Source organism: Pantoea septica (assembly GCF_002095575.1).
Taxonomy (GTDB): Bacteria; Pseudomonadota; Gammaproteobacteria; order Enterobacterales; family Enterobacteriaceae; genus Pantoea; species Pantoea septica.
Map to the genome: position 1 here is coordinate 35,217 of NZ_MLJJ01000020.1, position 23,399 is coordinate 58,615.

Genomic DNA, 23,399 nt, shown 5'->3' on the forward strand with positions numbered 1-23,399 from the left:
TCGCGGACGCCGTGCGAAAATCGACTTTTTCCGGACGCTTTCTCTCTATGGATACGCAACAAACTCGCCAGGGCATTGGCTTCGCGCTCGGCGCCTACTTTATCTGGGGTATCGCCCCGGCCTATTTCAAGCTGGTTAAAACCGTTCCGCCCACGGAGATCATGACGCACCGCGTTATCTGGTCGGCGCTTTTTATGCTGGTGCTGATTAGCCTGAGCCGCAGCTGGCCGCAGGTGCGCAGCGTGCTGGCGCAGCCGAAGAAGGTGCTGCTGCTGGCGCTGACAGCCGTGACTATCGGCGGCAACTGGCTGCTGTTTATCTGGGCGGTGAATAACCAGCATATGCTGGAAGCGAGCCTCGGCTACTTTATTAACCCGCTGATTAACGTGGTGCTCGGCATGCTGTTTCTGCGCGAGCGTTTTCGACGGCTGCAGTGGCTGGCGGTGCTGCTGGCGGCCATCGGCGTGCTGGTGCAGCTGTGGCAGTTCGGCTCGGTTCCGCTGATCGCGCTGGGCCTGGCGCTGAGCTTCGCCTTTTACGGTCTGGTGCGCAAAAAGATTCAGGTCGATGCGCAGAGCGGCATGCTGATTGAGACGCTGTGGCTGTTCCCGCTGGCGGCGATCTATCTCTTTGGCGTGGCCGATACGCCGACCAGCCATCTGAGCGCCAACCCGCTGAGCCTGAATCTGAAGCTGGTGGCGGCGGGCATCGTGACGACGATTCCGCTGATGCTGTTTGCTGCCGCCTGCACGCGGCTGCGCCTCTCTACCGTCGGTTTTTTCCAGTATCTCGGCCCGACGCTGATGTTCCTGCTGGCGGTGCTGTTTTACGGCGAGACCATCACGCCCGACAAGATGGTGACGTTCGCCTTTATCTGGCTGGCGCTGGCGGTGTTTATTTTTGATGCGGTGGTGGCGACGCTGCGTAGCCGACGCATAACAAGGCGGCAGGAAGTTTAATCTAACAGCGCCTTCAAAAGCTAAAACGCGAGTGACACGAACCGAAGAGCAAAGCGTCCCGCGCCAGGGAAGGCGCGGGCCGAGCCAGCAGGGATGCGGCTTTTGCGTCTTTGCGATCGGTTCGTGCCACCCGCGTCGGCACTGTACTACCCGCAATGCGGGTCTTTTCAGTTACAGCCAGTTTTTGCGTTTGAAATAGAGATAAGGCGCCAGGCCGGCGAGGATCATCAAACCAATCGCCGCCGGATAACCAAAGCTCCACTTCAGCTCTGGCATAAACTCGAAGTTCATCCCATAGCTAGACGCCACCAGCGTCGGCGGCAGAAACACCACAGACACCACCGAGAAGATCTTGATAATGCGGTTCTGCTCGATATTGATAAAGCCCATCGCCGCCTGCATCAGGAAGTTAACCTTCTGGAACAGCGATTCGTTATGCGGCAGCAGCGACTCGATATCGCGCAGGATCTCGCGCGCCTGCTCCAGCTGGTTGTTCGGCAAACGCGCCTTGCGCACCAGGAAATTGAGCGCGCGTTGGGTATCCATCAGACAGAGCCGCACCTTCCAGCCGATATCTTCCAGTTCGGCGAGACGCGACAGCGCCTGGTCATACTCTTCGCCCTGCTGCCCTTCCATAATCACGCGGCTGAGCTTCTCCAGCGCGCTATAGATATTCTCGATCTCATCCGCCAGCTGTTCGATTTTGGTTTCGAACAGATCCAGCAGCAGCTCAAAGGCGTTGCCGTCGATCAGCGTTTGATTGCGGGCGCGCATACGGTAAAGGCGAAATGCAGGCAGCTCGCGTTCGCGCAGCGTATAGAGCCGTCCTTCGCGAATGGTGAAAGCCACGGTGGAGTTGCCGGCGTGATCTTCCGCATCTTCGTAAAAGAAGAAGGAGTGAATATGCAGCCCGTCTTCATCTTCGAAAAAACGCGCCGAGGCTTCGATATCCTCCAGCTCGGGGCGCGTCGCCAGGCTTTGCCCCAGCTCGCTTTGCACGCGGTCGCGCTCGCCCTCTTCCGGCTCGATCAGATCGACCCATACCGAGGTGGTCAGTTTGTCGTTTTCGTCTTCCAGTTCCAGACGCGTCAGGCGGCTGCGATCCAGTTTAAATGCGCTCAGCATAGCAATACTCCCCATTGCAGACTAAATGGGACAAGGCCGCTGGCCAATCGGCCACGGCAACGCCTGAAGACGGAAACGCTCGTTCAAAAGGTGAATCAGTGCTGACTCGTGCGACGGGATAAAAAAGGGAGGTCGCTGATAACCGCTAAGGCTACCCGCTAAAAGAGGAAGCCTTAGATGTTATTCCTGGTAACCAGGTGACTGAGCCAGCATCGACTGGGCGTATCCAAGGCGTTGTCCTCTCTTGATAATAGTGCGCGCATGTTACGCTGAGACGAAAAAGTCGTCAACCGATGACTAAGCGGTTTCCAGCTTCGCATAAGCGGCCACCAGCCACTTGATGCCCTGCCCCTGAAACGCCACCTGCACGCGGCTGTGCTCGCCGCTGCCCTCCAGATTGATGATGGTGCCCTCGCCGAATTTCGCATGTTTCACGCGCTGGCCCAGCGAGAAACCGCTGTCGCTTTTCGAGACCGGCGCGCCCATACGCTGATGGCTGACCGGCCGACTGACGCTGGCGCGCAGGCGCACCTCTTCGATGCACTCTTCCGGCAGCTCGCCAATAAAGCGCGACGGCCGGTGATAGACCTCTTTGCCATAGAGCCGCCGCGACTCGGCATAGGTCAGCGTCAGCTTCAGCATGGCGCGCGTCGCGCCGACATAGGCGAGACGCCGCTCCTCTTCCAGACGGCCGCCTTCATCAATCGACATCTGGCTTGGGAACATCCCCTCTTCCATGCCGACGATAAAGACCTGGCTAAACTCCAGGCCTTTCGCCGAGTGCAGCGTCATTAGCTGCACCGCATCCTGCCACTTATCGGCCTGGCCTTCGCCCGCTTCCAGCGCAGCGTGCGACAGGAACGCCTGCAGCGGCATCAGATCTTCGTCTTCGTCCTGATAGCTGAACTGGCGCGTCGCCGTCACCAGCTCCTCAAGGTTTTCGATACGCGCCTGGCCTTTTTCGCCTTTCTCCTGCTCATACATCACCCACAGGCCGGAATCTTTGATGACGCGGTCGGTCTGCACGTGAAGCGGCATCTCGGCGGTTTCGCTCGCCAGCGAATCGACCAGCTCGCAGAAGCGCTGGAGCGCAGAGGCCGCGCGCCCCGCCAGCGCTTTGGTTTGCAGCAGTTCGCGCGTCGCCTGCCACAGCGTCATCTGACGTTCGCGGGCGGTCTGACGCACCACGTCGAGCGTACGATCGCCCACGCCGCGCGTCGGCGTATTCACCACGCGCTCAAAGGCGGCATCGTCATTGCGGTTGGCGATCAGGCGCAGGTAGGCGAGCGCGTCTTTGATCTCCTGACGTTCGAAGAAGCGCATGCCGCCGTAAATGCGATAGGGCATGCTGCTCTGCAGCAACGCCTCTTCCAGCACGCGCGACTGGGCGTTGCTGCGATAGAGAATGGCGCAATCCTGCAGGGCGTTGCCGTTCTCCTGCCAGGTTTTGATGCGGTTGACCACAAAGCGCGCTTCGTCCAGCTCGTTAAAGGCGCAGTAGATCGAAATAGGATCGCCGTCGGTGCCGTCGGTCCACAGCTCTTTGCCGAGACGGCCGTTATTGTTGGCGATCAGGGCGTTCGCCGACTTCAGGATGTTGTTGGTGGAGCGGTAGTTCTGCTCAAGGCGGATAGTTTCCGCCGCCGGGAAATCCTGCAGGAAGCGCTGGATGTTCTCGACCTGCGCGCCGCGCCAGCCGTATATCGACTGATCGTCGTCGCCTACGATAATGACCCGGCCGCTGTCGCCCGCCAGCATGCGGATCCAGGCGTACTGAATGTTGTTGGTGTCCTGAAACTCATCCACCAGAATATTGCTGAAGCGCTCGCGATAGTGATTGAGAATATGCGGCTTATGCAGCCACAGCTCATGGGCGCGCAGCAGCAGCTCGGCGAAATCGACCAGTCCGGCGCGGTCGCACGCTTCCTGATACGCCTGATAGATGCGCAGCCAGGTCTGCTCCACTGGATTGCCGTAGCTTTCTATATGTTTCGGGCGCAGCCCTTCATCTTTTTTGCCGTTGATGTACCACATGCCCTGACGCGCGGGCCACTGCTTCTCATCCAGATTCATCGCCTTGATCAGGCGCTTCAGCAGACGCAGCTGATCTTCGCTGTCGAGGATCTGGAAATCCTGCGGCAGGCCAGCATCGAGATGGTGCGCGCGCAGCAGACGGTGGGCGAGGCCGTGAAAGGTGCCGATCCACATGCCGCCCTGGCTGGTGCCGATCAGCTGCTCGATACGGTGACGCATCTCCGCCGCCGCTTTGTTGGTAAAAGTCACCGCCATGATTGAATAGGGCGAGCAGTTCTCTACCGAGAGCAGCCAGGCGATGCGGTGCACCAGGACGCGCGTTTTTCCGCTGCCTGCGCCTGCCAGCACCAGCAGGTTGCTGCGCGGTGCCGCCACGGCCTCGCGCTGTTTGTCATTCAAACCGTTGAGCAGATCAGAAACGTCCATAGGCACCGTTCACTAAAGAAAACAAAAAGCGAACCCTGAATCATTCGGCTTGCAGCAAGAAGCATGATTCAGGGCACGACTGGATAAATCTACAGCCATTATAACAGTGAGGTCAGGGATGCCAATCGCGAAATTTCCACGTGCGGCACCAGCCGCGCATCGGCCACCTGCATCAGGTTGCCGCCGCGCAGGTTGATCCAGCACGCCTGCATGCCGCAGCGCAGCGCGCCAGCCACGTCGGTGGTCAGGTCGTCGCCCACGTGCAGAATGTGCTCCGGCGCGATGCCGAGCCGCTGCGCGGCGAGATGATACATATCCTGGTAAGGCTTCGCGCGGCCATCCGGCCCGGCGCGCAGCGCGAACTGGAAATAGTCGGCGATGCCGAGCTGCTCCGGGCGCGCGTTGCCGTTGGTGATCGCCACCAGCGGCACTTTTTCGCCCAGCGCCTTCAGCGTCTGATGCGTCTCTTCCGGCATCTCGACCTGACTGCGCCAGTGGTGAAAGACGCCCATGATGTCATCGGCGCCCGCCGTCGCTTCCTGCGCGGAGAGACCGGCGTTCAGCAGCGCCAGCTCGACCGAGCGTCGACGCCACTCCGTCACGTCGTGATAAATATCGGGCTCGCGCGCCAGCAGCTCGTCGCGCAGCCGTTGATAATCGAGCGGCGTAAATTCGCGCAGCGATGGATGCCAGGCCTGCAGCGCCGCATGCGCTTCGGCAGTGGTTTTGCGGATCACCGGATAGTTGTCGTAAAGCGTATCGTCGAGATCGAAAGTCATCGCCTTTACGGCGCGTAGCGGACGGTAAAACTTCATTCGTTCTTTCCTCGTTTGGCGCGGGGATGCGCAGCGTCATACACCGTCGCCAGATGCTGGAAGTCGAGATGGGTATAGATCTGGGTGGTAGAGAGATTGGCGTGGCCCAGCAATTCCTGCACCGCGCGCAGATCGCCGCTCGACTCCAGCAGATGGGTGGCGAACGAGTGGCGCAGCTTATGCGGATGAATATGGCTGGCGACGCCCTGCTTCACGCCCCATTCGGCGAAGCGTTTTTGCACGTTGCGCGCCGAAATGCGGCGTCCGCGGCTGGAGAGAAACAGCGCGTCATCCTCGCTGCCAAAGGCGGCGCGCAGCGGCAGCCACTGTTCCAGCCAGGTGACGGCGGTGCGTCCGATCGGCACCCGACGCTCTTTACTGCCTTTGCCCACTACCCAGACGTCGCCCGCTTCGAGATCGACGTGGCGGCAGTCCATATTCACCAGCTCCGACAGGCGCAGTCCGCCGCCGTACATCACCTCCAGCATCGTGCGGTCGCGTACCGCCAGCGGATCGTTAAGGTCGATCTCCAGCAGCTGATTAACTTCGTCGACGTCGATGTTCTTCGGCAGATGACGCGCGTTGCGCGGCGTGGTAATCCCTTTGGCGGGATTGGCGGAGAGTTTGCCCTGGCTGACCTGCCAGTCGAGAAAGCTGCGCAGCGCCGACAGACGCAGCGCGAGGCTGCTGGCGCCCAATCCGGCGCGACGGCTGCGCGACGCCATGCTGCGCACCTGCGCCGGCTCCAGCTGCGCCCAGCTCTCCAGCTTCATCTCTTCGGCCATCTCGCTCAGCGTCGCCAGCTGGCGCGCGTAGTTTTCCTGCGTCAGCGGGCTGAGCTGACGCTCCACCCTGAGGTAGCGCAGGAATTCGTCGACGGCGGCCTGCAGCGCGTTCATGCGCGTTCCACCCAGCGCGACAGCAGCTCCGGCATCATCTGCGCCAGATGCTGCAACAGCAGCGTGCCCATGCCGGCCTGATAGTGCTGGCTGTCGCGGCTGCTGAAGATCAGCACGCCCAGATCGCCGCGCTCGCCCATCAGCGACATCGCGACCGAACCGATCGCTTTAGCCTGCGGCAGCAGCAGCAGCAGTTCGGGCCCGTTCAGGCTGCCAAGAAAATGGTGCTGCTGGCCGAAGCGCTGGATGCGCAGCGGCTCGAACGCCTGGCGCGACAGGCTGAGCTGCACGAATTCCGAGGGCGCGCCCAGCCGCCATTTGTCGGCGAAAAGGCGCAGATTGGCGCCCGCCAGCCCCAGATCGCGCGCCCATCGATGCAGTCGGTTGAGCATCTCCTGCAGCGAATCGGCCGACGCCAGATGGCCCTGCAGCGCCAGCAGCCGATCGAACAGCTCATGGTTGGCGCTGGCCTGCTCCATCAGCAGGGTGATCTCCTCTTCCAGCCGCTGGATATGGTTGCGCTGGCGCGCCATATGCCACTCCACCAGCGACACGCTGCCGCGCACCGGATGCGGCACCGCCATCTGTTCGACCTGGCGGGCGTTGCGAATAAAGAAATCAGGATTTTGCTGCAGATAATCGTTAACGGCCTGATCGTCCAGCAGGATCGTGCTGTCAGCCTGCTCTTCGATATTTTTCATAGATGAATAAACCCATCGTAAACGTGTGTGGCGGGTCCGGTCATAAACAGCGGCTGACCGGCCCCTTTCCAGGCGATGTGCAGCGTGCCGCCCGGCAGATCGACGCGCACCTTCGGCGCCAGGATGCCCTGCTGAACGCCGCAGGCTACCGCGGCGCACGCGCCGCTGCCGCACGCCTGGGTTTCGCCCGCTCCGCGCTCATAGACGCGCAGGCGAATGTGCTCCGCCGACACCACTTCCATAAAGCCGACGTTGACGCGTTCAGGAAAGCGCTCGTGGCTTTCCAGCGCCGGGCCGAGGCTTTCAACCGCGGCGGTCTGCACGCTGTCGACCTGGATCACGCAGTGCGGGTTGCCCATCGATACCGCGCCGAACATAACGGTCTGTTCGGCGACGCGCAGCAGATAGAGATTTTCCGCTTTATTCGCGCGAAACGGCACCTGCTGCGGTTCGAAATTGGGCTCGCCCATATTGACGCGCACCAGTTCGTCCGGCGTCACGCTCAATACCATGCGTCCGGTTTGCGTGCTGACGCGGATTTCGCTTTTATTGGTCAGCCCTTTCAGCCTGACGAAGCGGGCGAAGCAGCGCGCGCCGTTGCCGCACTGCGCCACTTCGCTGCCGTCGGCATTGAAGATACGATAGTGGAAATCGAGATCGGGATCGTAAGGCGGCTCGACGATCAGCAGCTGATCGAAACCGATCCCCAGATGGCGATCCGCCAGCCGGCGAATCAGCTCCGGCGAGAAAAAGACGTTTTGCGTCACGGCATCCACAACCATGAAATCGTTGCCGAGTCCGTGCATTTTGGAGAACTGCATTTTTTGCTCCGCCGGGTGCGCCATTACAATTATTCTGCTGACATGCTGGCGTTGCCGCCGCTCACCAGTCCGTGCGTGTCTGCCTGAGCCGCACGCTGTTGCTGCTGCTTTTTCTGCTGCTCAGCTTGCTGTGGAGTTTGCGTTTTCGGCTGGTCGGCGGGCGGGAAGTAAAGCGGTCCTTTTAGTCCACAGCCTGCCAGGCTCGTCAGCGCCAGCGCCATTGCCAACAGGCTTTTTACTCTCTTCATCTCTTCTGCTCTTTTGTCCTTAACCTGGTTGCTTATCATCGCAGTTGAAGATGGAAAAGCAACAGGAAATCCCCGCAATTCGCGTGCGCGCGGTGACGTTCTAAGGAAAGAGCCGCGCGGCGAGCGCGGCGTCAGTGTACCTGGTAGCGCGGCTGGTAGTCGCCGTTGTCGTTATCCGGCTGTGTGGCGCAAAACTGGGCCAGCGTCTGGCTGCGGAACGGGATCACCTGGAAGCGGTCGCCGGTATTCACGATCTGGTAGAACTGCGGCAGGTTGAAGTTGATAAAGCTGGAGCCGTAGGTAAAGCGATCGTGGGAAGAGGAGTAAAAGCGGCTGACGTCGCGCACCAGCTCCTCTTTGCTGCCTTCGCAGTGGTGATAAACCTCGACGCGGTTGGTTTCATCCAGAATATAGATGTTGAAACCCTGCTCGTCGGTGGTGTCTTCGAAGAAGAACTGAATAATGCCTTCGCTGGCGTAGCCGTTCACGACCGGCGGCAGCGGCGTCTGGTTCGATTCCACTTTGATCGACAGGCCGTGCAGCTTGTTGTTGGAGATCGCGCCGTAGAACTCCACCGCGTTTTCCAGCTTCTGCACCGACACGCTCATGCGCTCGAAGAAAAGTCCCCACGTCTGGCCCGCCATGCGCAGCGCTTTAAAGCGGCCCGGCTCCTGGCGCGTGCTGGAGAGACGCAGCTCAATGCATTCAGAGACCAGCTGCTGAACGCGCGTGCGGATCAGCCCGCGCAGATGCTGGCTGTAGCAGAAGACTTCCACCGTGTCCGGCGGCGAAGCGTCCTGATGCATTTTGCCCAGAATGGTTTTCAACGCCTCGATCATCGCCTGCTCGCCGCTGAAGTGCAGCGTGCGCACTTCGTTCCACGAGTTGCGGTAGAGCAGATCGATGCTGCCGATCAGGCACTGCTGCTGCTGGCCAAAGCTAAAGACGTCGAGCTTGCGGAAGTCGAAGTGCACCACCTGATTACGGAAAGCGGAGGTCGGATCGTGCTCAAGGTTGACGATAATCGCCAGATGGCGGATTTCGCACGGGCTGTAGAGCGCTTTCGGCGTCGGCGCAGGCAGGCGCAGCGGGAAGTGCGACGAGACATCGTTCACCAGCTCCTGCAAACGCGCCAGATCGCAGATTTCGTTACCTTTGATATGCAGGCGCGTTTTGCTGGTCAGCAAGCCGTTGAACCACGCCCAGGCCACCAGCTTATTCAGATAGCGGTTATATTCCAGCGGCTGATGGCTGATGATTGAGCTCATGTCCGGCGCCTGGTTATAGAGATACCAGCCTGAACGATTGGCGCGGCCCGCCGGAACATGAATAAAGGTCAGGTTCTCTTCTGAGAGGTCGGGCGAAATCTGCGGATTGACCAGCGTGACCTTGCCCGGCAGCGCTTCAAAAGCGGCATACAGTTTACGCGTCAGCACGCCGATATCCTGCGGACTCGCGCTGACGCTTAAATTGTTGCGGCGGGCAAAACGGATCAGGTTGCGATAGCTCTGCATCATCGCATCCAGCAGTTCGTTATGCGCTTCGCGCACGCGTTCGATTTTCCAGCCGCCGCGGTTGTCGAGAATCGCCAGTTTTTCCTCGTCCCAGCCCCACTCTTTCACCAGCTGCGACAGGATCTCGCGTCGCCAGCCCGAGCGGCTGCTGGTTTCGTCGGCGCTCAGCTTCTCGCACACTTTCAGGTAGAAGCAGCGGCGCACCAGGTCGAGGCGCGGCTGATCGTCCACGCTGGTCAGGTAGTGCGTCACGCGCTCCAGCATCATGCAGTAGGGATCGAGGCCGAAGCTGACGATTTCGCCGTCGTGCAGGCGCTGTTTGATATCCATCGCCAGCAGTTGGGTGTTGGGATACTCCCAGCTGTAGGCTTCCAGCAGCAGCGTTTTCAGCACCGCTTTATAGGGCGAGTCGATACTTTTATAGAGCTGCCACAGGCTGGCGCCGAAATACTCTTCCGCCGACAGCGTGCCCAGTCCGCCGAGATCGAGCCACTCGTTAGGCGTCAGCACGCCCTGCGCGTAGAGCGACATCACATAGTCGTCGTAGTGATGTTCTTCTTCGCACGGCACCATATTCCACAGGATGCGTTTGCCCGCCATGCGCACGGCGGTACGGTAGAATTCGTCCAGCAGCAAAATATGCTGCGTCGAGCCGCAGTCTTCTCCGCCAAGACTGCCGCTTTCGTTATGGCGGAAGCGGTTTTCATCAATCAGGAAGAAGCTGACTTCCACGCCCATCGATACACACCACTTCTGCAGCAGTGTGCATTTGCGCTGCAGGTTGAGGCGCTCTTCGTTATCCAGCCATGACTGGTGGCAGACCCATATATCCAGGTCGGAGACGCTGTTCTGCCCAACCGATGAGGTGCTGCCCATGGAGTAGATGCCGGTGATCGGCATTTCGCCGGTGGGCGATACGTCCAGCGTCAGCTCGCGGCTGCCCGCCAGTTCACGCATCAGCAGAAGCTGGTTTTCTTCAGGCGTGAAGAAACTGATGCCGCGGGGAACGTTACCGTCGAAGTAACCCGGCATCAGCGGATGATGATAATGTAGTAAGGTCGGCAGCAGACTGTATACGTGCTGGAAAGCAGGTCCCATCGCAGCCAGCGCGCGATCGACACGCAGCTGATTAATGGCATCCAGTCTCTGTTTCAGTGTCTCAATGTAGAGGTACAAGACGTTTCGCCTGATTGTCCCAGTGTTTAAGCAACCTGTTTCCTCAATCCGCCGCTTAGTAATCGAAAAAGTTGGACGAATTATTGCTGGAAACGTGATCAATCTAACACCTGGCAGATTGACCGTAAAGAAAGTTGCGCTACCTAACAGTTTAGCACGTTCCTGTTCGCTTCCTGCGCTTTCGGACGCCGGCGCCCGCTTCATCCTCTTTTGACTGGCGAATCTTCCCGCCAGCCCGGTCAAATAATCCGTTGAAACTGTCAGCTATCAGCCGACAATGATAGGATATTCGGTGAACGATCAAAATGGTTAACAGCATGTTAGACAAAATTTTCAGAATTGCTACAAGACAAAGTCCTCTCGCGCTCTGGCAGGCACATTATGTCCAGCAACGCCTGATGGCCGCGCATCCGGGCCTGCGTGTGGAGCTGGTGCCTATGGTCACCAAAGGCGACGTCATTCTCGACACGCCGCTGGCGAAAGTCGGCGGTAAAGGACTCTTTGTCAAAGAGCTTGAGCTGGCGATGCTGGAAGATCGCGCCGATCTCGCGGTCCATTCGATGAAAGATGTGCCCGTCGCCTTTCCCGAAGGATTAGGGCTGGTCACGATTTGCGAGCGCGAAGACCCGCGCGACGCTTTTGTCTCAAACCACTACGACTCGCTCGACGCGCTGCCGCAGGGTGCGGTAGTCGGCACTTCCAGCCTGCGCCGTCAGAGCCAGATTAGCGAACGCCGCCCGGATCTGGTGATTCGCTCGCTGCGCGGCAACGTTGGAACGCGTCTGTCGAAACTCGACGCCGGCGAGTATGACGCCATTATTCTGGCGACCGCCGGACTGAAGCGTCTGGAGCTGGAATCGCGCATTCGTCAGCCGCTGCCGGCGGAAATCTCTCTGCCCGCCGTCGGCCAGGGCGCGGTTGGCATCGAATGCCGCCTCGACGACAGCGTACTGATTAACCTTCTTCAGGCGCTCAATCATGACGATACCGCCGTCTGCGTCAAAGCCGAGCGCGCGATGAACACCCGGCTGGAAGGCGGCTGCCAGGTGCCGATCGGCAGCTTCGCGCTGCTGGAAGGCGACCAGCTGTGGCTGCGCGGCCTGGTCGGCGCGCCGGACGGCAGCGTGATGGTGCGCGGCGAACGTCGCGGCCCGCGCGCCGAGGCGGAAGCGATGGGCATCTCTCTCGCCGAAGAGCTGCTCGGCAAGGGCGCGCGTGACATTCTACGCGAGGTCTACCAGGGGCAGCCGCCGGTATGACTATCCTGGTCACTCGCCCGGAACCCGCCGCCAGCGCGCTGGTGACTCGCCTGCGCGGCCTTGGCCGACAGGCCTGGAGCCTGCCGCTGATTGAGTTTGCGCCGGGCAGCGACCTCGATCGCCTGCCGCAGCAGCTTGCCGCGCTACGCGGCGGTGACCTGGTTTTCCTGCTTTCTCAACAGGTGATCCACTATGCGCCGCCTGCACTGATCCGTCATCAAGCAGCGTGGCCTGCGGACGTAGACTATTATGCAATTGGTCGCAGCACCGCGCTGGCGTTTCATACCGCCAGCGGTCGCCACGTCGATTATCCGCGCGCGCAGGAGACCAGCGAAGCGCTGATAAACCTGGCAGCGCTACAGCGCGTATCCGGTAAGAAAGCGCTGATTCTACGTGGAAATCCAGGACGTGAACTGCTGGCGGAAACGCTGGCCGCTCGCGGGGCGGAGGTCTCATTCAGCCAGTGCTATCAGCGCTGCCAGAGGCACTACGACGGCCCAGTCGAAGGGCGACGCTGGCGCAACCGCGGCATCACAACGCTGGTGGTCAGCAGCGGTGAAATGTTACAACAGCTGTTTTCTCTGTTCCCCGCGATCGATCGCGAGGAATGGTTATTGCGCTGTCGACTGGTTGTCGTCAGTGAACGTTTGGCTACGCTTGCCGGAGAACTGGGCTGGCAGGATATTCAGGTAGCCGATGGTGCCGATAACGACGCGCTGCTGCGCGCGTTACGCTGAACTTACTCATGGGATGTGCCACAGATGACGGAACAAAAAGCGACCTCCGCCACGGTTGAAGAGACTACGCCAGCGGCAGACACTTCGCCCTCTTCTCGCCCGCAACCGCCGCGCGACAAAAAGAGCGGCGGTATGGTGCTGGGCGCGGTGGCGATTGTCATCGCCCTTGCGACCGGCGCGGGTTTATACCTTAACGGGAAACATCAGGCTGAACTTCAGGCGCAGGCGAATCAGAGCCTGAGCGACAAGCTGGACGCCTTGCAGCAGCAAGCGGGCAGCGACAAACAGCAGTTGACTCAGCAGCTTAGCGGCGCGCAAACCGCCCTGAACGACGCGCGTACCCAGCAGGCCGCCACGGCGAAGGAGCTGGAGGCTCTGCGTGAAAAGGTCGCGACAATCTCCAGCAATGACGTGAACGCCTGGCTGGTGTCGCAGGCCGACTACCTGGTGAAACTGGCGGGCCGCAAGCTCTGGAGCGACCAGGACGTCACCACGGCGGCAGCGCTGCTAAAAAGCGCCGACGCCAGCCTGGCCGATATGAACGATCCGAGCGTCACCAGCGTGCGTCGTGCGCTGACGCAGGATATCAGCGCCCTTTCGTCCATCGATCAAATCGATTACGACGGTATTATTCTGAAGCTGAACCAGCTCTCTAACGGCGTCGACAACCTGCGTCTGGCGGATAACGACAGCGACGACGCGCCGATGGACAGCGACGGCGGCGAGCTGACCTCTTCGCTGCGCGAATGGCGTCAGAACCTGGTGAAAAGCTGGCATAACTTTATGGATGACTTCATTACTATCCGCCGCCGCGACAATACGGCGCAGCCGCTGCTGGCGCCGAACCAGGACGTTTATCTGCGCGAGAACATCCGCTCGCGTCTGCTGATCGCTGCGCAGGCGGTGCCGCGCCATCAGGACGAAATTTATAAGCAGTCGATCGACACCGTATCCAGCTGGGTGCGCGCCTGGTACGACACCAACGATCCCGCGACCAAGGCCTTCCTGGCGCAGCTGGATGAACTGAGCCAGCAGAGCATCAATATGAACCTGCCGGACAATCTGGAAAGCCAGCCGCTTATCGATAAGCTGATGCAGACGCGCGTGCGCAACCTGATTGCGCAGCCTTCCGTCGCCGCTGAACAGCAAGGAGGCTAAGCGCATGCTTAAGGTATTTATCCTGTTCATCCTGCTGATCGCCGGTATTGTGGTCGGTCCGATGATTGCCGGCCATCAGGGCTATGTACTGATTCAGACCGATAACTGGAATGTAGAAACCAGCGTCACCGGCCTGGCGATCATTCTGATCGTCAGCCTGCTGATTATTCTCGGCGTCGAATGGCTGCTGCGTCGTCTGTTTCGCACCGGCGCCCGTACTCGTGGCTGGTTTACCGGCCGCAAACGCCGTCGCGCGCAGCGTCACACCCAGACCGCGCTGATGAAGCTGGCCGAGGGCGATCACCGCCAGGTAGAGAAACTGCTGTCGAAAGACGCCGATCACGCCGAAGTGCCGGTGGCCAACTATCTGCTGGCCGCCGAGGCGGCGCAGCAGCGCGGCGATGAGATCCGCGCCAACCAGCATCTTGAACGCGCCGCCGAACTGTCGGACAACGACGTGATTCCGGTTGAGATCACCCGCACGCGCATTCTGCTGGCTCGCAACGAAGATCACGCCGCGCGTCACGGCATCGATCGTCTGCTGGAGGTCGCGCCGCGTCACCCGGAAGTCCTGCGTCTGGCGGAGCAGGCTTACGTACGCACCGGCGCATGGAGTTCGCTGATCGACATCCTGCCTGCGATGGAGAAATCGCAGGTGGGCGATGAAGAGCATCGCGCCCATCTGCAGCAGCAGGCGTGGCTGGGCCTGATGAATCAGGCGATGGCCGATCAGGGCAGCGAGGGCCTGAAGCGCTGGTGGTCGAATCTGAGCCGTAAAACGCGTCAGCAAACGGCGCTGCAGGTGGCGATGGCAGACCATCTGATTGAGTGCGACGATCACCAGACCGCGCAAGATATCGTGCTGGACGGCCTGAAACGCCACTATGACGATCGTCTGGTGCTGCTGATGCCGCGCATTAAAAGCAGCAACCCGGAAGCGCTGGAGAAAGCGCTGCGCCAGCAGATCAAGCAGCATGGCGCGACGCCGCTGCTGCACAGCACGCTGGGGCAGCTGCTGATGCGCCATGGCGAATGGCAGCAGGCCGTCGAAGCGTTCCAGCAGGCGCTGGCGCAACGCCCCGATGCGTTCGACTATGCGTGGCTGGCGGATGCTTACGACCGTATGCATCGTCCGGAAGAGGCAGCGAAAATGCGCCGCGAAGGCTTACTGCTGACGCTGAAAAACAACCCGAATGCTTAATGTTGTTGTTACTTGTTTACGCCGGGCTTGCCCGGCTTTTTTTTGCCCTTTATCCGCCGCAAAAAAAACACCTGCCAGAGGCAGGTGTAAGATCAGGTCGGTAAGACAACCCTGAGGTATCCGACTCAACGGTGTGTCTGTTGACCCTGCAAGGCGCTAGCGATGCAGGCAGGCAGACAACGGATACCCAAAAGTGGCTCTGCATCATTCCCAGGTTTATGCAGCATCAGCAGACATAAGAGGTGGAATGAGCATCTACGCGATAATTATTGCACAGAGCGTGCCAGGATACAGGAAATATCATAAAGATATTATTTTTCAATAGCCTACATTTTACCAAGGGCGAAAAAATTCAGGAAGCGTTGGTTTTCGGCGACAACGCGTGGAAAAGATGTCTCTCTTTAGAGACGAGGAACAGGCCCGCCTGCAAAATGCTTTTAAATCAGTGTGTTATCAGTCTCCAAAAAGAGACATTTCTTGCTCCGCGCTGTCTGCTGCGCAACGTTGTCTCGCTACGCTCGGCGCAAACCTCCTTCGGAGGTTCTCATCCTCTTTTCTACAGACGAAAAAAAACCTGCTTTTTCAAGCAGGTTTATAAAATGGTCGGCGAGAGAGGATTCGAACCTCCGACCCACTGGTCCCAAACCAGTTGCGCTACCAAGCTGCGCTACTCGCCGATAATTTTTATTGTTTTGTTTTGCCTGGTGCGAAGAGAGGGACTTGAACCCTCACGTCCGTTAAGACACTAACACCTGAAGCTAGCGCGTCTACCAATTCCGCCACCTTCGCGTATCCCAGCAAAATCTGGGGTGGCTAATGGGACTCGAACCCACGACAACTGGAATCACAATCCAGGGCTCTACCAACTGAGCTATAGCCACCACAATTCGTTATGTTGCAAGCCACCGACCTACACCATGTAACTCTTTACTAACGCGGTAATGTAACCACCGCAGCTCCTGCGCACAAACTAAATGGCGCGCCCGACAGGATTCGAACCTGAGACCTCTGCCTCCGGAGGGCAGCGCTCTATCCAGCTGAGCTACGGGCGCGTAGCGCCGTTGCGGATGGGCATACTACGGACTTGGGGTGATGCTGTCCAGTGCTTTTTTAATAAAAAAACGCGTTTGATTACGCTTTGTGCATTTCGTCGAGTAATGCAGCACTCTGGCTATTTCCGCAGCGAAAAAAGACCGAAGTAATCAGTAATATCAAAGATCGCCGCGCCAGTGATAGCGCAAATATTTAAGCAATTTTAGCTGGCGACGCAGCCGGCTGGGCTGCCGAATCAAACGATAGAGCCATTCCAGCCCCAGGCGCTGCCAAATCTTCGGCGCGCGCTTTACGTGGCCGGTAAACACGTCGTAGGTGCCACCTACGCCCATATAGAGCGCGTGCGGCCAGCGTGCGCGACAATCGCGCATCAACAGCTCCTGACGCGGCGAGCCCAGCGCGACGGTCACGATACGCGCGCCGCTGGCGGCGATGCGGGTAAAAAGCGCGTCGCGATCGGCAGGCGCGAAATAGCCGTCCTGCGCGCCGACGATATTTACATTCCACTGCCGACGCAGCTTATCGCAGGTCTCATCCAGCACCGCCTGACGCCCACCGATCAAAAACACCGGCGTGCCCTGCCGTCCGGCGCGCTCCATTAACGCCTCCCATAAATCGGCGCCCGCGATACGCTGCACCTCGGCCTGGGGGTACTTTTTACGAACAGAGCGCACGATGCTGATGCCGTCGGGATATTTGAATTCCGCCTCCTGCAACAGCGCGCGCAGCGCGTCATCGTGCTCGGCCGTCAGCATCTTCTCGGCATTGAGCGCCACTAACGTTCCGCTGCGCGCCGTCTCGCCCGGCAGCAGAAAATCCACAAAGGCGGACATACTGTCGAAACCATACAGCGACACGCCGCGAATCTCATACTGCGGCGCTTCCGGTAACCTTGTCATGGTTGAGTTTTATCTTCCTGTTATGCCAGAGGCGTTAAGTGAGGCTATGCACAGCCTGGCCGCCGCGACGTCGAATCAGCCCGGCGCGATGCAGCAGCCAGTAAAGCATCTTCGCCACGCCGAGGCAGGCCAGAAAAATCAAAGCGAAAAAGACCACGCGTGAGCCGAACGCGTCCAGCCCTTCGCGCGCCAGCACAATCATATTAAACACCGCGCCAAAGCAGAAACTCTGCATGATTGCGCCGCTATAGCGATTGTCGGCGTCGCGCCCGCGCAAATAGAGCGTATCGAAGCCTTTGATAATCAACCCAACCGCCACCGCGCCCGGCAAGATAAACCAGGCGCCGCCCATCACCACCAGCGAACCCAGCAGCGTAGGCGAAATCGCCAGACCGGAATGGTTGTTTAGCACTTCCCAGGTAAAATAGTTGGCGCTGTTGAGCACCATCGACGGCCTGCCCGGCCATAGCCAGCCGGGTATATAGACATAAAAGTCGCGCCATATGGGCGCCAGTCCCTGAAACTCGATCTTTGAATAGTTCTCCAGCAGCAGCGCCAGATTCTCCCAGGGCGAAAAAGTGTCGCGCGTCAGATAAAGAAAGGTGTAAACCGCCTCTTCGCCAAACACGTTCAGGTTATAGCGCCGCAGCGCCAGCCAGAACATGCCGCCTATCGCCAGCACGCCCGCTGCCGCCAGCATCCACAGACTGATCCAGCCGCGCGTAATGCCGATAAACAGGAACAGCGCGAACGCGATAATAATATTGGCGCGCGTGCCGCCCACCAGCGCGTAGGTCAACAGGCCAAATGCAACCGTGACCACCAGAAACAGCAGCCAGTTGCGCTGCGTCGGCCGCAGAAAATAGAGGATCAGCATGGCCGGGATAAAGAAATAGAAAAAGCGCTTCAGCGCCACGCCAGAGACTTCGCTGGAGAAAATCTGGTTATAGGCGGTCAGACGGAACAGCAGAAAGCCGTTGTGCAGGAAAAAGACCGTTACCGTGCCGATCGCGACCAGCGCCAGCAGCACGCAGGTCAGATGCGTTTCGACGCGGTTCATCTGCAGCCATGGCCGGGCGCGCGGCACCGTGGCAGGGCGCAGCCGCACCTTATAACTGACGTAGTAAACGGCGTAGAACGCCGTCGCCGACAGCAGCGCCTGCAGCAGATACTCCGGCGGCACCACCTCAACGTCGAAGCGGAACGCCAGCACGCTGGTTAGCGGAAAACCGAAATAGAAAGTCAGTAAAAACAGCAGCGTAAAAAAGAGGTGGAAATTAAAGCGCACGCGCCTGAACTCCCGCCAGGTGAGGGTCAGAATAAAACCCAGCGACAGCAGATAAACCACCAGCAGACCGCTGAACTGCATGAGGTTCATAAGGACTCCCTTTCACATTGGCGCAGCGCCTCGCGCCAGCCCGCCACATAGCCCGGCGCGAAAAAGGCGATGGTCTGTTTATCGCAGCTCGCCAGCTGTCGGCGCGCTTCCGCGACGCTCGCGCGATCCAGCGCATCGCCGCTAAACAGCACCGGCAACCCCTGCTCACTGATATCGCGCCAGAACGGATTGCGCCGGTTCAGCACAAAAGGCACGTTAGCCTGAATCAGCAGGCAGAGCGTGCCGATGCCCTGCTGGCGTTCGAACATAAAATAGCCTAAATGGCAGCGGGCGAGCAGCGCTAAATAGTCATCAAAGGCGAGATTGCTGCGCAACAGCTCGACCTGTCCATCTGGAAACAGCGTCGCGGCGGCCTGCTCAACGTTGCTAATGTAGGCGTCATTGTCAGGCGGATAGCCCAACGGCACCACGACGCGCGTCTCCTCGCCAAACTGCGCTCGAATCGCTTTGAGGCCGTCGATATGGCGATTGCTGGCGTCGCCGGAGTTGCCCAGCAGCACGGTAAAGCGCGCATCCGGCGCGCTTTGCGGCGCGGCGGCAGGCATTCTCGTCGGAAAATAGAGCAGCTGGGACGGCACGCGCGGATGGCGCTGCTGATAATGGTGTAAATCGCCGCGGGTGGCGAAAACCCGGGCGACGCGCCCCTGCGCGATGCGGCGCAGCAGATAGAACAGGCGGAACTTCAGGCTGCGCGACTCTTCATAAAGATCGGCGCCCCAGACGTGCCAGTAGATCTGGCTGGGGCGGATCTTACCGCTCAGCAGCGCCAGCCAGATGCCTGGATTAAATTGCCCGTGGCAGAAAAACCGCTGCTCGCGCCTTTTTGCCCGCGCCGTCAGCGCCTGCGCCAGCGCCTTTTTCGACGCGAAGGTCTCAATGTCGAGATGGCTGAAGGCGGCGAGCGCGGCGGGCTGTTGCGTCACCACCATAAAACGGCGCGGCCGATCGGCTGGCAGCTCAACGCTCAACACCTCGTTGAAAAAGCGCAGCACCGTCTGATTGTGATGAGGGATATCCGATCCCAGAACGTGGATTAACGTCATTTTTTTCGATAATAAATCATAAAAGCGCCGCAGCAGAGCGCGAAATAAACGAGATAGGTCGCCATATAGGCCTGCGCCGCGCCGGTTACGCCCGACAGCGGGATAAGCCAGCGTGAAAAGAGCGTCAGCAGCGCGAACTGGCTGATTTCGGCCAGAATATAGAAGCGCAGCGACGCCTTAGCAATCACCAGATAACCGAAAACATAGGCACCCACCTTGAACACGTCGCCGCACAGCTGCCAGACGAAGAGATCGCGCATGGCGTGAAACGCCGGAGAAAAGAGCAGCCAGATCGCCACGTCGCGCAGTAGCCAGACGCAAAAGCCGACCGCCGCCACGGCGGGCAAGACAAAGCGCAGCGCGCGCATGATTTCACGCGCGATATCGCGTTTCTGCTCCAGTCGCGCCAGCGTCGGCAGCAGCCAGACGCTGAAGGTAGCGGTGATAAACTGCAGCCAGGCATCGGAGATGCTGGTGACGCCCTGCCACAGGCCGACCTGCGCCCAGCCGTCGTGCTGCGCCAGCAGGTTGCGCATCATTATCCATGCGACCGGCAGCGTCACCGAGGTAATCAGCGCCATCAGGGTGAATTTCGCCAGGCTGCGCGCCAGTTCCGGCTGCCACTGCGGCTTTAGCCAGGCGAGCGGCAGCGGCACGCGTCTCTTTAGCAAAACGAAGGCGGGAACAGCCACCAGCGCAGGCACCATCGCAAAGCCCGCCAGCGCGCCCGCATAGCCGCCTGTCCACCAGCAGAGCACGTAGGCCGCGACGCCGATAAGGCTGCCGACGATCAGCGCCAGCGCGTTGCCGCGCGCGTCGCGATAGCCTTTCAGCAGCGCCAGCGCCAGGTTGGCCCAGGCGATGCCGAACTGCAGGAAGGCGACGATGCGCACCACATTCGCAAAGCGCGTATGGCCAAACAGCGCCTGACTAACTGGCGCGGCCGCCAGCAGAAAAACCAGCGCCAGCAGCGTAGAAAAACCCAGCACCATCGCCGATGCGGTGCCCAGCAGCGCGCGTAGCGGCTCCGGCTGATGCTGATACTTCGCGACGTAGGTGGTGACGCCGTTGAAGATGCCTGCGCCCGCCAGCACGCCAAGCACGGTAATCAGCTGGCGAAAGTTGCCCGCCTGCCCTACCCCTTCCGGGCCAAAACTCACCGCCAGCAGTTTCACCACCAGCAGACCAGCAGCGATTTTCACCAGCGTGGACGATGCCGTCCACACCGACGCTTTTGCCAGCGACATCAGGCGAAGAAACTCAGCAGGGAACTGATAACCGTATTCTGGTTATTGTCCGTCAGGTTGTAAAACAGCGGCAGGCGCAGCAGGCGCTCGCTCTCGGCCGTGGTGAAACGCTCTTCGCCGTGGAAGCGGCCGAACCGTTGGCCAGCTGGCGAGCTGTGCAGCGGAATATAGTGGAAAACCGTCAGGATCTCCGCCTCTTTCATCCAGCTAATCAGCGCCTGGCGATCGTCGCTGTCGCGCAGTTTGATGTAGAACATATGCGCGTTGTGTTCGCAGACGTCAGGCAGCGACGGCAGCTGAATGCGCCCTTGCGCCGCCAGCGGCTGCAGCGCGTCGTAATAGCGCTGCCACAGGCGCAAACGCTGCTGATTGATGCGATCGGCCGCTTCAAGCTGCGCCCACAAATAGGCCGCCTGCAGATCCGCCATCAGATAGCTCGAGCCGATATCGCGCCAGGTGTACTTATCCACCTGGCCGCGGAAAAACTGGCTGCGGTTGGTGCCCTTCTCGCGGATGATTTCGGCGCGCTCCACCAGCGCCGCATCGTTGATCAGGGTCGCGCCGCCTTCGCCGCCTGCCGTGTAGTTCTTGGTCTCATGAAAGCTGAAGCAGCCGATATGGCCGATAGTGCCCAGCGCGCGGCCCTTGTAGCGCGACATCACGCCCTGCGCCGCATCCTCAATGACCCAGAGTTGGTGTTTCGCCGCCAGCGCCATAATGGCGTCCATTTCGCAGGCCACGCCCGCGTAGTGCACCGGCACGATGGCGCGCGTTTTCTCTGTGATCGCCGCTTCGATTTTGCTTTCATCGATATTGAGCGTATCTGGACGAATATCCACGAAGACGATGGTCGCGCCGCGCAGCACGAAGGCGTTGGCGGTAGAGACGAAGGTGTAGCTCGGCATAATCACTTCATCGCCCGGCTGCAGATCGATCAGCAGCGCCGCCATCTCCAGCGAAGCGGTGCACGACGGCGTCAGCAGCACTTTTCTGCTGCCGAAGCGCTGCTCCATCCACTGCTGACAGCGTCGGGTAAAGCCGCCGTCGCCGCACAGCTTGCCGCTGGCCATCGCCGACTGCATATATTCAAGTTCGCTGCCGACAACCGGCGGCGCGTTAAATGGGATCATGACCTTTCCTGTAGAACCAGTAAGCGGTGCTTTCCAGCCGGGCACCGCTGCGTAAATAGAGCCGCATCGCCGGCAGGTTGCTGAGCTGCGTCGCGACGCGCAGACGGCCGAGCTGGCGGACGCGTCCCCAGTCTGCGCCTGCCAGCAGCAGGCGCTGCCCGACGCCGTTGCCCTGCGCATGCGGCAGCACGCCCAGCAGCCCGACGCGCGCCTCGCCTTCCGTCTCGCGCAGCGAGATAAAACCGAGCAGCGCGCCGGTCTCGTCGCTGGCGATCAGACACTGATGATCAAAGGTGCCGCGCACCGCGTTTTCAATCCACTGGGCGTAAAAGCGCGCGCTGGCATCGGCGTCGAACCAGGGCGCGCGAAAGCGGCTCTGTACGAAGATCTGCGACGCGGCGGCGCGCAGCGCGCTGATTTGCGACTCGCGAGCGATGCGGATACCGCTCTGCCGTTCGGTGCGTTTAATGTTGATGGCCAGATCGGCTTCGCCTTCCGCCAGCTGGAACCCCTGCTGACAGAGAGCGTCGATCGCCTCAAGCCGGTCGGCAGGCACTTTGATTTGCCATAAGTCGGCCGGATGGCGCAGCGCCTCGCTCAGCGGCAGGTCCCCGTCCAGATCGAGCCGCGCCGTCGCACAGCTGAAGAAGGCGCTTTCCCACGCGAGGGGATTAATATTGACGCGGACGGGCATGTAACAGATCCAGCAGATACTGGCCGTAGCCGGTTTTCGTCAGTGCTTCTCCGGCGGCGCGCAGCTGCTCGTCGCTCAGCCAGCCGTTGCGCCAGGCGATCTCCTCCAGACAGGCGACTTTGAAGCCCTGTCGCTTTTCCACCGTCTGCACAAAGGTGCTGGCCTCGATCAGGCTGTCGTGCGTGCCGGTGTCGAGCCAGGCGAATCCGCGGCCTAACAGTTCGACGGAGAGCTGGCCGCGCGCCAGGTACATCTGGTTGATGGCGGTAATTTCCAGCTCGCCGCGCGCGGAAGGTTTCACCTGCTTTGCAAATTCGACGACCTGATTATCATAAAAATAGAGGCCCGTTACCGCCCAGCGCGATTTCGGCGCGCTGGGTTTCTCCTCGATAGAGAGCGCGTTGAAGGCCTCGTCAAACTCCACGACGCCAAAACGTTCAGGATCCATCACCTGATAGCCAAACACCGTCGCCCCCTGCTCGCGCGCGGCGACTTTTTTTAGCTTCGGACTAAAGCCCTGGCCGAAATAGAGGTTGTCGCCCAATACCAGACAGCAGCGATCGCCGTCGATGAAGCGCTCGCCGATAATAAACGCCTGAGCCAGTCCGTCCGGGCTTGGCTGCACCGCATAGCTGAGATGGATGCCGAATTCGCTGCCGTCGCCCAGCAGGCGCACGAAATGGTCGCGATCCTCAGGCGTGGTGATGAGCAGAATGTCGCGAATGCCCGCCAGCATCAGCACCGACAGCGGACAGTAGATCATCGGCTTGTCGTATACGGGCAGCAGCTGTTTAGAAATCGCCCGCGTAATGGGATGAAGGCGCGTGCCTGAGCCGCCTGCCAGAATAATACCTTTCATCG

20 protein-coding genes and 4 tRNA genes are annotated in these 23,399 nt (G+C 60.0%); 5 read left to right on the forward strand and 19 right to left on the reverse strand.

Annotated elements, in window-relative coordinates:
* The first annotated feature begins 47 nt into the window (after positions 1-47).
* Complete coding sequence (gene rarD, locus HA46_RS12455; protein WP_084884571.1) at positions 48-959, forward strand: EamA family transporter RarD; 912 nt, start codon at positions 48-50, stop codon at positions 957-959.
* Positions 960-1,130: 171 nt separating this feature from the next.
* On the opposite strand, the gene corA is transcribed toward rarD, so the two are convergent.
* The 8 genes from corA to HA46_RS12495 all read right to left on the reverse strand — a co-directional run bounded on the left by corA (position 1,131) and on the right by HA46_RS12495 (position 10,718).
* On the reverse strand, positions 1,131-2,084 hold the full coding sequence (corA, locus tag HA46_RS12460) for a magnesium/cobalt transporter CorA (protein ID WP_033754593.1): 954 nt from the start codon (positions 2,082-2,084) through the stop codon (positions 1,131-1,133).
* Positions 2,085-2,381: 297 nt separating this feature from the next.
* Positions 2,382-4,544 carry a DNA helicase II gene (gene uvrD / locus HA46_RS12465; protein ID WP_084884573.1) on the reverse strand — a complete coding sequence of 721 codons (2,163 nt, stop codon included), beginning with the start codon at positions 4,542-4,544 and terminating at the stop codon, positions 2,382-2,384.
* A gap of 98 nt (positions 4,545-4,642) precedes the next feature.
* Entirely contained in the window at positions 4,643-5,359 is a 717-nt protein-coding gene (gene yigB / locus HA46_RS12470; RefSeq protein ID WP_084884575.1) for a 5-amino-6-(5-phospho-D-ribitylamino)uracil phosphatase YigB, read from the reverse strand.
* Complete coding sequence (gene xerC, locus HA46_RS12475) at positions 5,356-6,258, reverse strand: tyrosine recombinase XerC (protein WP_084884578.1); 903 nt, start codon at positions 6,256-6,258, stop codon at positions 5,356-5,358. Before xerC ends, yigB begins: the two co-directional genes overlap by 4 nt.
* The gene (locus HA46_RS12480; RefSeq protein ID WP_033793107.1) at positions 6,255-6,959 is read right to left on the reverse strand and encodes a DUF484 domain-containing protein; all 705 of its coding nucleotides are present in this window, start codon (positions 6,957-6,959) and stop codon (positions 6,255-6,257) included. The genes xerC and HA46_RS12480 overlap by 4 nt, the downstream gene beginning before the upstream one ends.
* A complete protein-coding gene (gene dapF / locus HA46_RS12485; protein ID WP_033793147.1) occupies positions 6,956-7,780 on the reverse strand; it encodes a diaminopimelate epimerase in 825 nt (274 codons plus the stop codon). Before dapF ends, HA46_RS12480 begins: the two co-directional genes overlap by 4 nt.
* Positions 7,781-7,809: 29 nt before the next feature.
* A complete protein-coding gene (gene lptM / locus HA46_RS12490) occupies positions 7,810-8,028 on the reverse strand; it encodes an LPS translocon maturation chaperone LptM (protein WP_033793146.1) in 219 nt (72 codons plus the stop codon).
* Between the two features lie 131 nt (positions 8,029-8,159).
* Positions 8,160-10,718 (reverse strand): class I adenylate cyclase, encoded by a 2,559-nt coding sequence (locus HA46_RS12495; protein ID WP_033793106.1) that lies wholly within the window; start codon positions 10,716-10,718, stop codon positions 8,160-8,162.
* A 317-nt stretch (positions 10,719-11,035) separates the two neighbouring features.
* Here HA46_RS12495 and hemC point away from each other — a divergent pair, with 317 nt between their 5' ends.
* The 4 genes from hemC to hemY are packed head-to-tail and all read left to right on the forward strand — an operon-like array spanning position 11,036 to position 15,073.
* On the forward strand, positions 11,036-11,977 hold the full coding sequence (gene hemC, locus HA46_RS12500) for a hydroxymethylbilane synthase (protein WP_033793145.1): 942 nt from the start codon (positions 11,036-11,038) through the stop codon (positions 11,975-11,977).
* Positions 11,974-12,714 carry a uroporphyrinogen-III synthase gene (gene hemD / locus HA46_RS12505; RefSeq protein WP_084884580.1) on the forward strand — a complete coding sequence of 247 codons (741 nt, stop codon included), beginning with the start codon at positions 11,974-11,976 and terminating at the stop codon, positions 12,712-12,714. Before hemC ends, hemD begins: the two co-directional genes overlap by 4 nt.
* 24 nt (positions 12,715-12,738) lie before the next feature.
* Complete coding sequence (gene hemX / locus HA46_RS12510; RefSeq protein WP_084884582.1) at positions 12,739-13,872, forward strand: uroporphyrinogen-III C-methyltransferase; 1,134 nt, start codon at positions 12,739-12,741, stop codon at positions 13,870-13,872.
* A gap of 4 nt (positions 13,873-13,876) precedes the next feature.
* A complete protein-coding gene (gene hemY / locus HA46_RS12515) occupies positions 13,877-15,073 on the forward strand; it encodes a protoheme IX biogenesis protein HemY (protein WP_084884584.1) in 1,197 nt (398 codons plus the stop codon).
* Between the two features lie 600 nt (positions 15,074-15,673).
* On the opposite strand, the gene HA46_RS12520 is transcribed toward hemY, so the two are convergent.
* The 11 genes from HA46_RS12520 to rfbA all read right to left on the reverse strand — a co-directional run bounded on the left by HA46_RS12520 (position 15,674) and on the right by rfbA (position 23,397).
* Positions 15,674-15,750, reverse strand: a tRNA-Pro gene (locus tag HA46_RS12520).
* A 25-nt stretch (positions 15,751-15,775) separates the two neighbouring features.
* Positions 15,776-15,862, reverse strand: a tRNA-Leu gene (locus HA46_RS12525).
* A 16-nt stretch (positions 15,863-15,878) separates the two neighbouring features.
* Positions 15,879-15,954, reverse strand: a tRNA-His gene (locus tag HA46_RS12530).
* A gap of 94 nt (positions 15,955-16,048) precedes the next feature.
* Positions 16,049-16,125: transfer RNA gene (locus tag HA46_RS12535), tRNA-Arg, on the reverse strand.
* Positions 16,126-16,284: 159 nt separating this feature from the next.
* A complete protein-coding gene (wecG, locus tag HA46_RS12540) occupies positions 16,285-17,025 on the reverse strand; it encodes a lipopolysaccharide N-acetylmannosaminouronosyltransferase (protein WP_084884587.1) in 741 nt (246 codons plus the stop codon).
* 34 nt (positions 17,026-17,059) lie between these two features.
* Complete coding sequence (wzyE, locus tag HA46_RS12545; RefSeq protein ID WP_084884589.1) at positions 17,060-18,403, reverse strand: ECA oligosaccharide polymerase; 1,344 nt, start codon at positions 18,401-18,403, stop codon at positions 17,060-17,062.
* Entirely contained in the window at positions 18,400-19,467 is a 1,068-nt protein-coding gene (wecF, locus tag HA46_RS12550) for a TDP-N-acetylfucosamine:lipid II N-acetylfucosaminyltransferase (RefSeq protein WP_084884591.1), read from the reverse strand. The genes wzyE and wecF overlap by 4 nt, the downstream gene beginning before the upstream one ends.
* Entirely contained in the window at positions 19,464-20,714 is a 1,251-nt protein-coding gene (wzxE, locus tag HA46_RS12555) for a lipid III flippase WzxE (RefSeq protein ID WP_084884593.1), read from the reverse strand. The genes wecF and wzxE overlap by 4 nt, the downstream gene beginning before the upstream one ends.
* Positions 20,714-21,844 (reverse strand): dTDP-4-amino-4,6-dideoxygalactose transaminase, encoded by a 1,131-nt coding sequence (gene rffA, locus HA46_RS12560; protein WP_084884595.1) that lies wholly within the window; start codon positions 21,842-21,844, stop codon positions 20,714-20,716. The genes wzxE and rffA overlap by 1 nt, the downstream gene beginning before the upstream one ends.
* Positions 21,831-22,538, reverse strand: a complete 708-nt coding sequence (rffC, locus tag HA46_RS12565; protein WP_033793096.1) for a dTDP-4-amino-4,6-dideoxy-D-galactose acyltransferase — start codon at positions 22,536-22,538, stop codon at positions 21,831-21,833. Before rffC ends, rffA begins: the two co-directional genes overlap by 14 nt.
* A complete protein-coding gene (rfbA, locus tag HA46_RS12570; RefSeq protein WP_084884598.1) occupies positions 22,516-23,397 on the reverse strand; it encodes a glucose-1-phosphate thymidylyltransferase RfbA in 882 nt (293 codons plus the stop codon). The genes rffC and rfbA overlap by 23 nt, the downstream gene beginning before the upstream one ends.
* Between the last annotated feature and the right edge of the window lie 2 nt (positions 23,398-23,399).

Coding starts and splice junctions, on each gene's coding strand:
- rarD (WP_084884571.1), top strand. CDS start 48: ATGGATACGCAACAAACTCGCCAGGGCATTGGCTTCGCGCTCGGCGCC.
- corA (WP_033754593.1), bottom strand. CDS start 2,084: ATGCTGAGCGCATTTAAACTGGATCGCAGCCGCCTGACGCGTCTGGAA.
- uvrD (WP_084884573.1), bottom strand. CDS start 4,544: ATGGACGTTTCTGATCTGCTCAACGGTTTGAATGACAAACAGCGCGAG.
- yigB (WP_084884575.1), bottom strand. CDS start 5,359: ATGAAGTTTTACCGTCCGCTACGCGCCGTAAAGGCGATGACTTTCGAT.
- xerC (WP_084884578.1), bottom strand. CDS start 6,258: ATGAACGCGCTGCAGGCCGCCGTCGACGAATTCCTGCGCTACCTCAGG.
- HA46_RS12480 (WP_033793107.1), bottom strand. CDS start 6,959: ATGAAAAATATCGAAGAGCAGGCTGACAGCACGATCCTGCTGGACGAT.
- dapF (WP_033793147.1), bottom strand. CDS start 7,780: ATGCAGTTCTCCAAAATGCACGGACTCGGCAACGATTTCATGGTTGTG.
- lptM (WP_033793146.1), bottom strand. CDS start 8,028: ATGAAGAGAGTAAAAAGCCTGTTGGCAATGGCGCTGGCGCTGACGAGC.
- hemC (WP_033793145.1), top strand. CDS start 11,036: ATGTTAGACAAAATTTTCAGAATTGCTACAAGACAAAGTCCTCTCGCG.
- hemD (WP_084884580.1), top strand. CDS start 11,974: ATGACTATCCTGGTCACTCGCCCGGAACCCGCCGCCAGCGCGCTGGTG.
- hemX (WP_084884582.1), top strand. CDS start 12,739: ATGACGGAACAAAAAGCGACCTCCGCCACGGTTGAAGAGACTACGCCA.
- hemY (WP_084884584.1), top strand. CDS start 13,877: ATGCTTAAGGTATTTATCCTGTTCATCCTGCTGATCGCCGGTATTGTG.
- wecG (WP_084884587.1), bottom strand. CDS start 17,025: ATGACAAGGTTACCGGAAGCGCCGCAGTATGAGATTCGCGGCGTGTCG.
- wzyE (WP_084884589.1), bottom strand. CDS start 18,403: ATGAACCTCATGCAGTTCAGCGGTCTGCTGGTGGTTTATCTGCTGTCG.
- wecF (WP_084884591.1), bottom strand. CDS start 19,467: ATGACGTTAATCCACGTTCTGGGATCGGATATCCCTCATCACAATCAG.
- wzxE (WP_084884593.1), bottom strand. CDS start 20,714: ATGTCGCTGGCAAAAGCGTCGGTGTGGACGGCATCGTCCACGCTGGTG.
- rffA (WP_084884595.1), bottom strand. CDS start 21,844: ATGATCCCATTTAACGCGCCGCCGGTTGTCGGCAGCGAACTTGAATAT.
- rffC (WP_033793096.1), bottom strand. CDS start 22,538: ATGCCCGTCCGCGTCAATATTAATCCCCTCGCGTGGGAAAGCGCCTTC.
- rfbA (WP_084884598.1), bottom strand. CDS start 23,397: ATGAAAGGTATTATTCTGGCAGGCGGCTCAGGCACGCGCCTTCATCCC.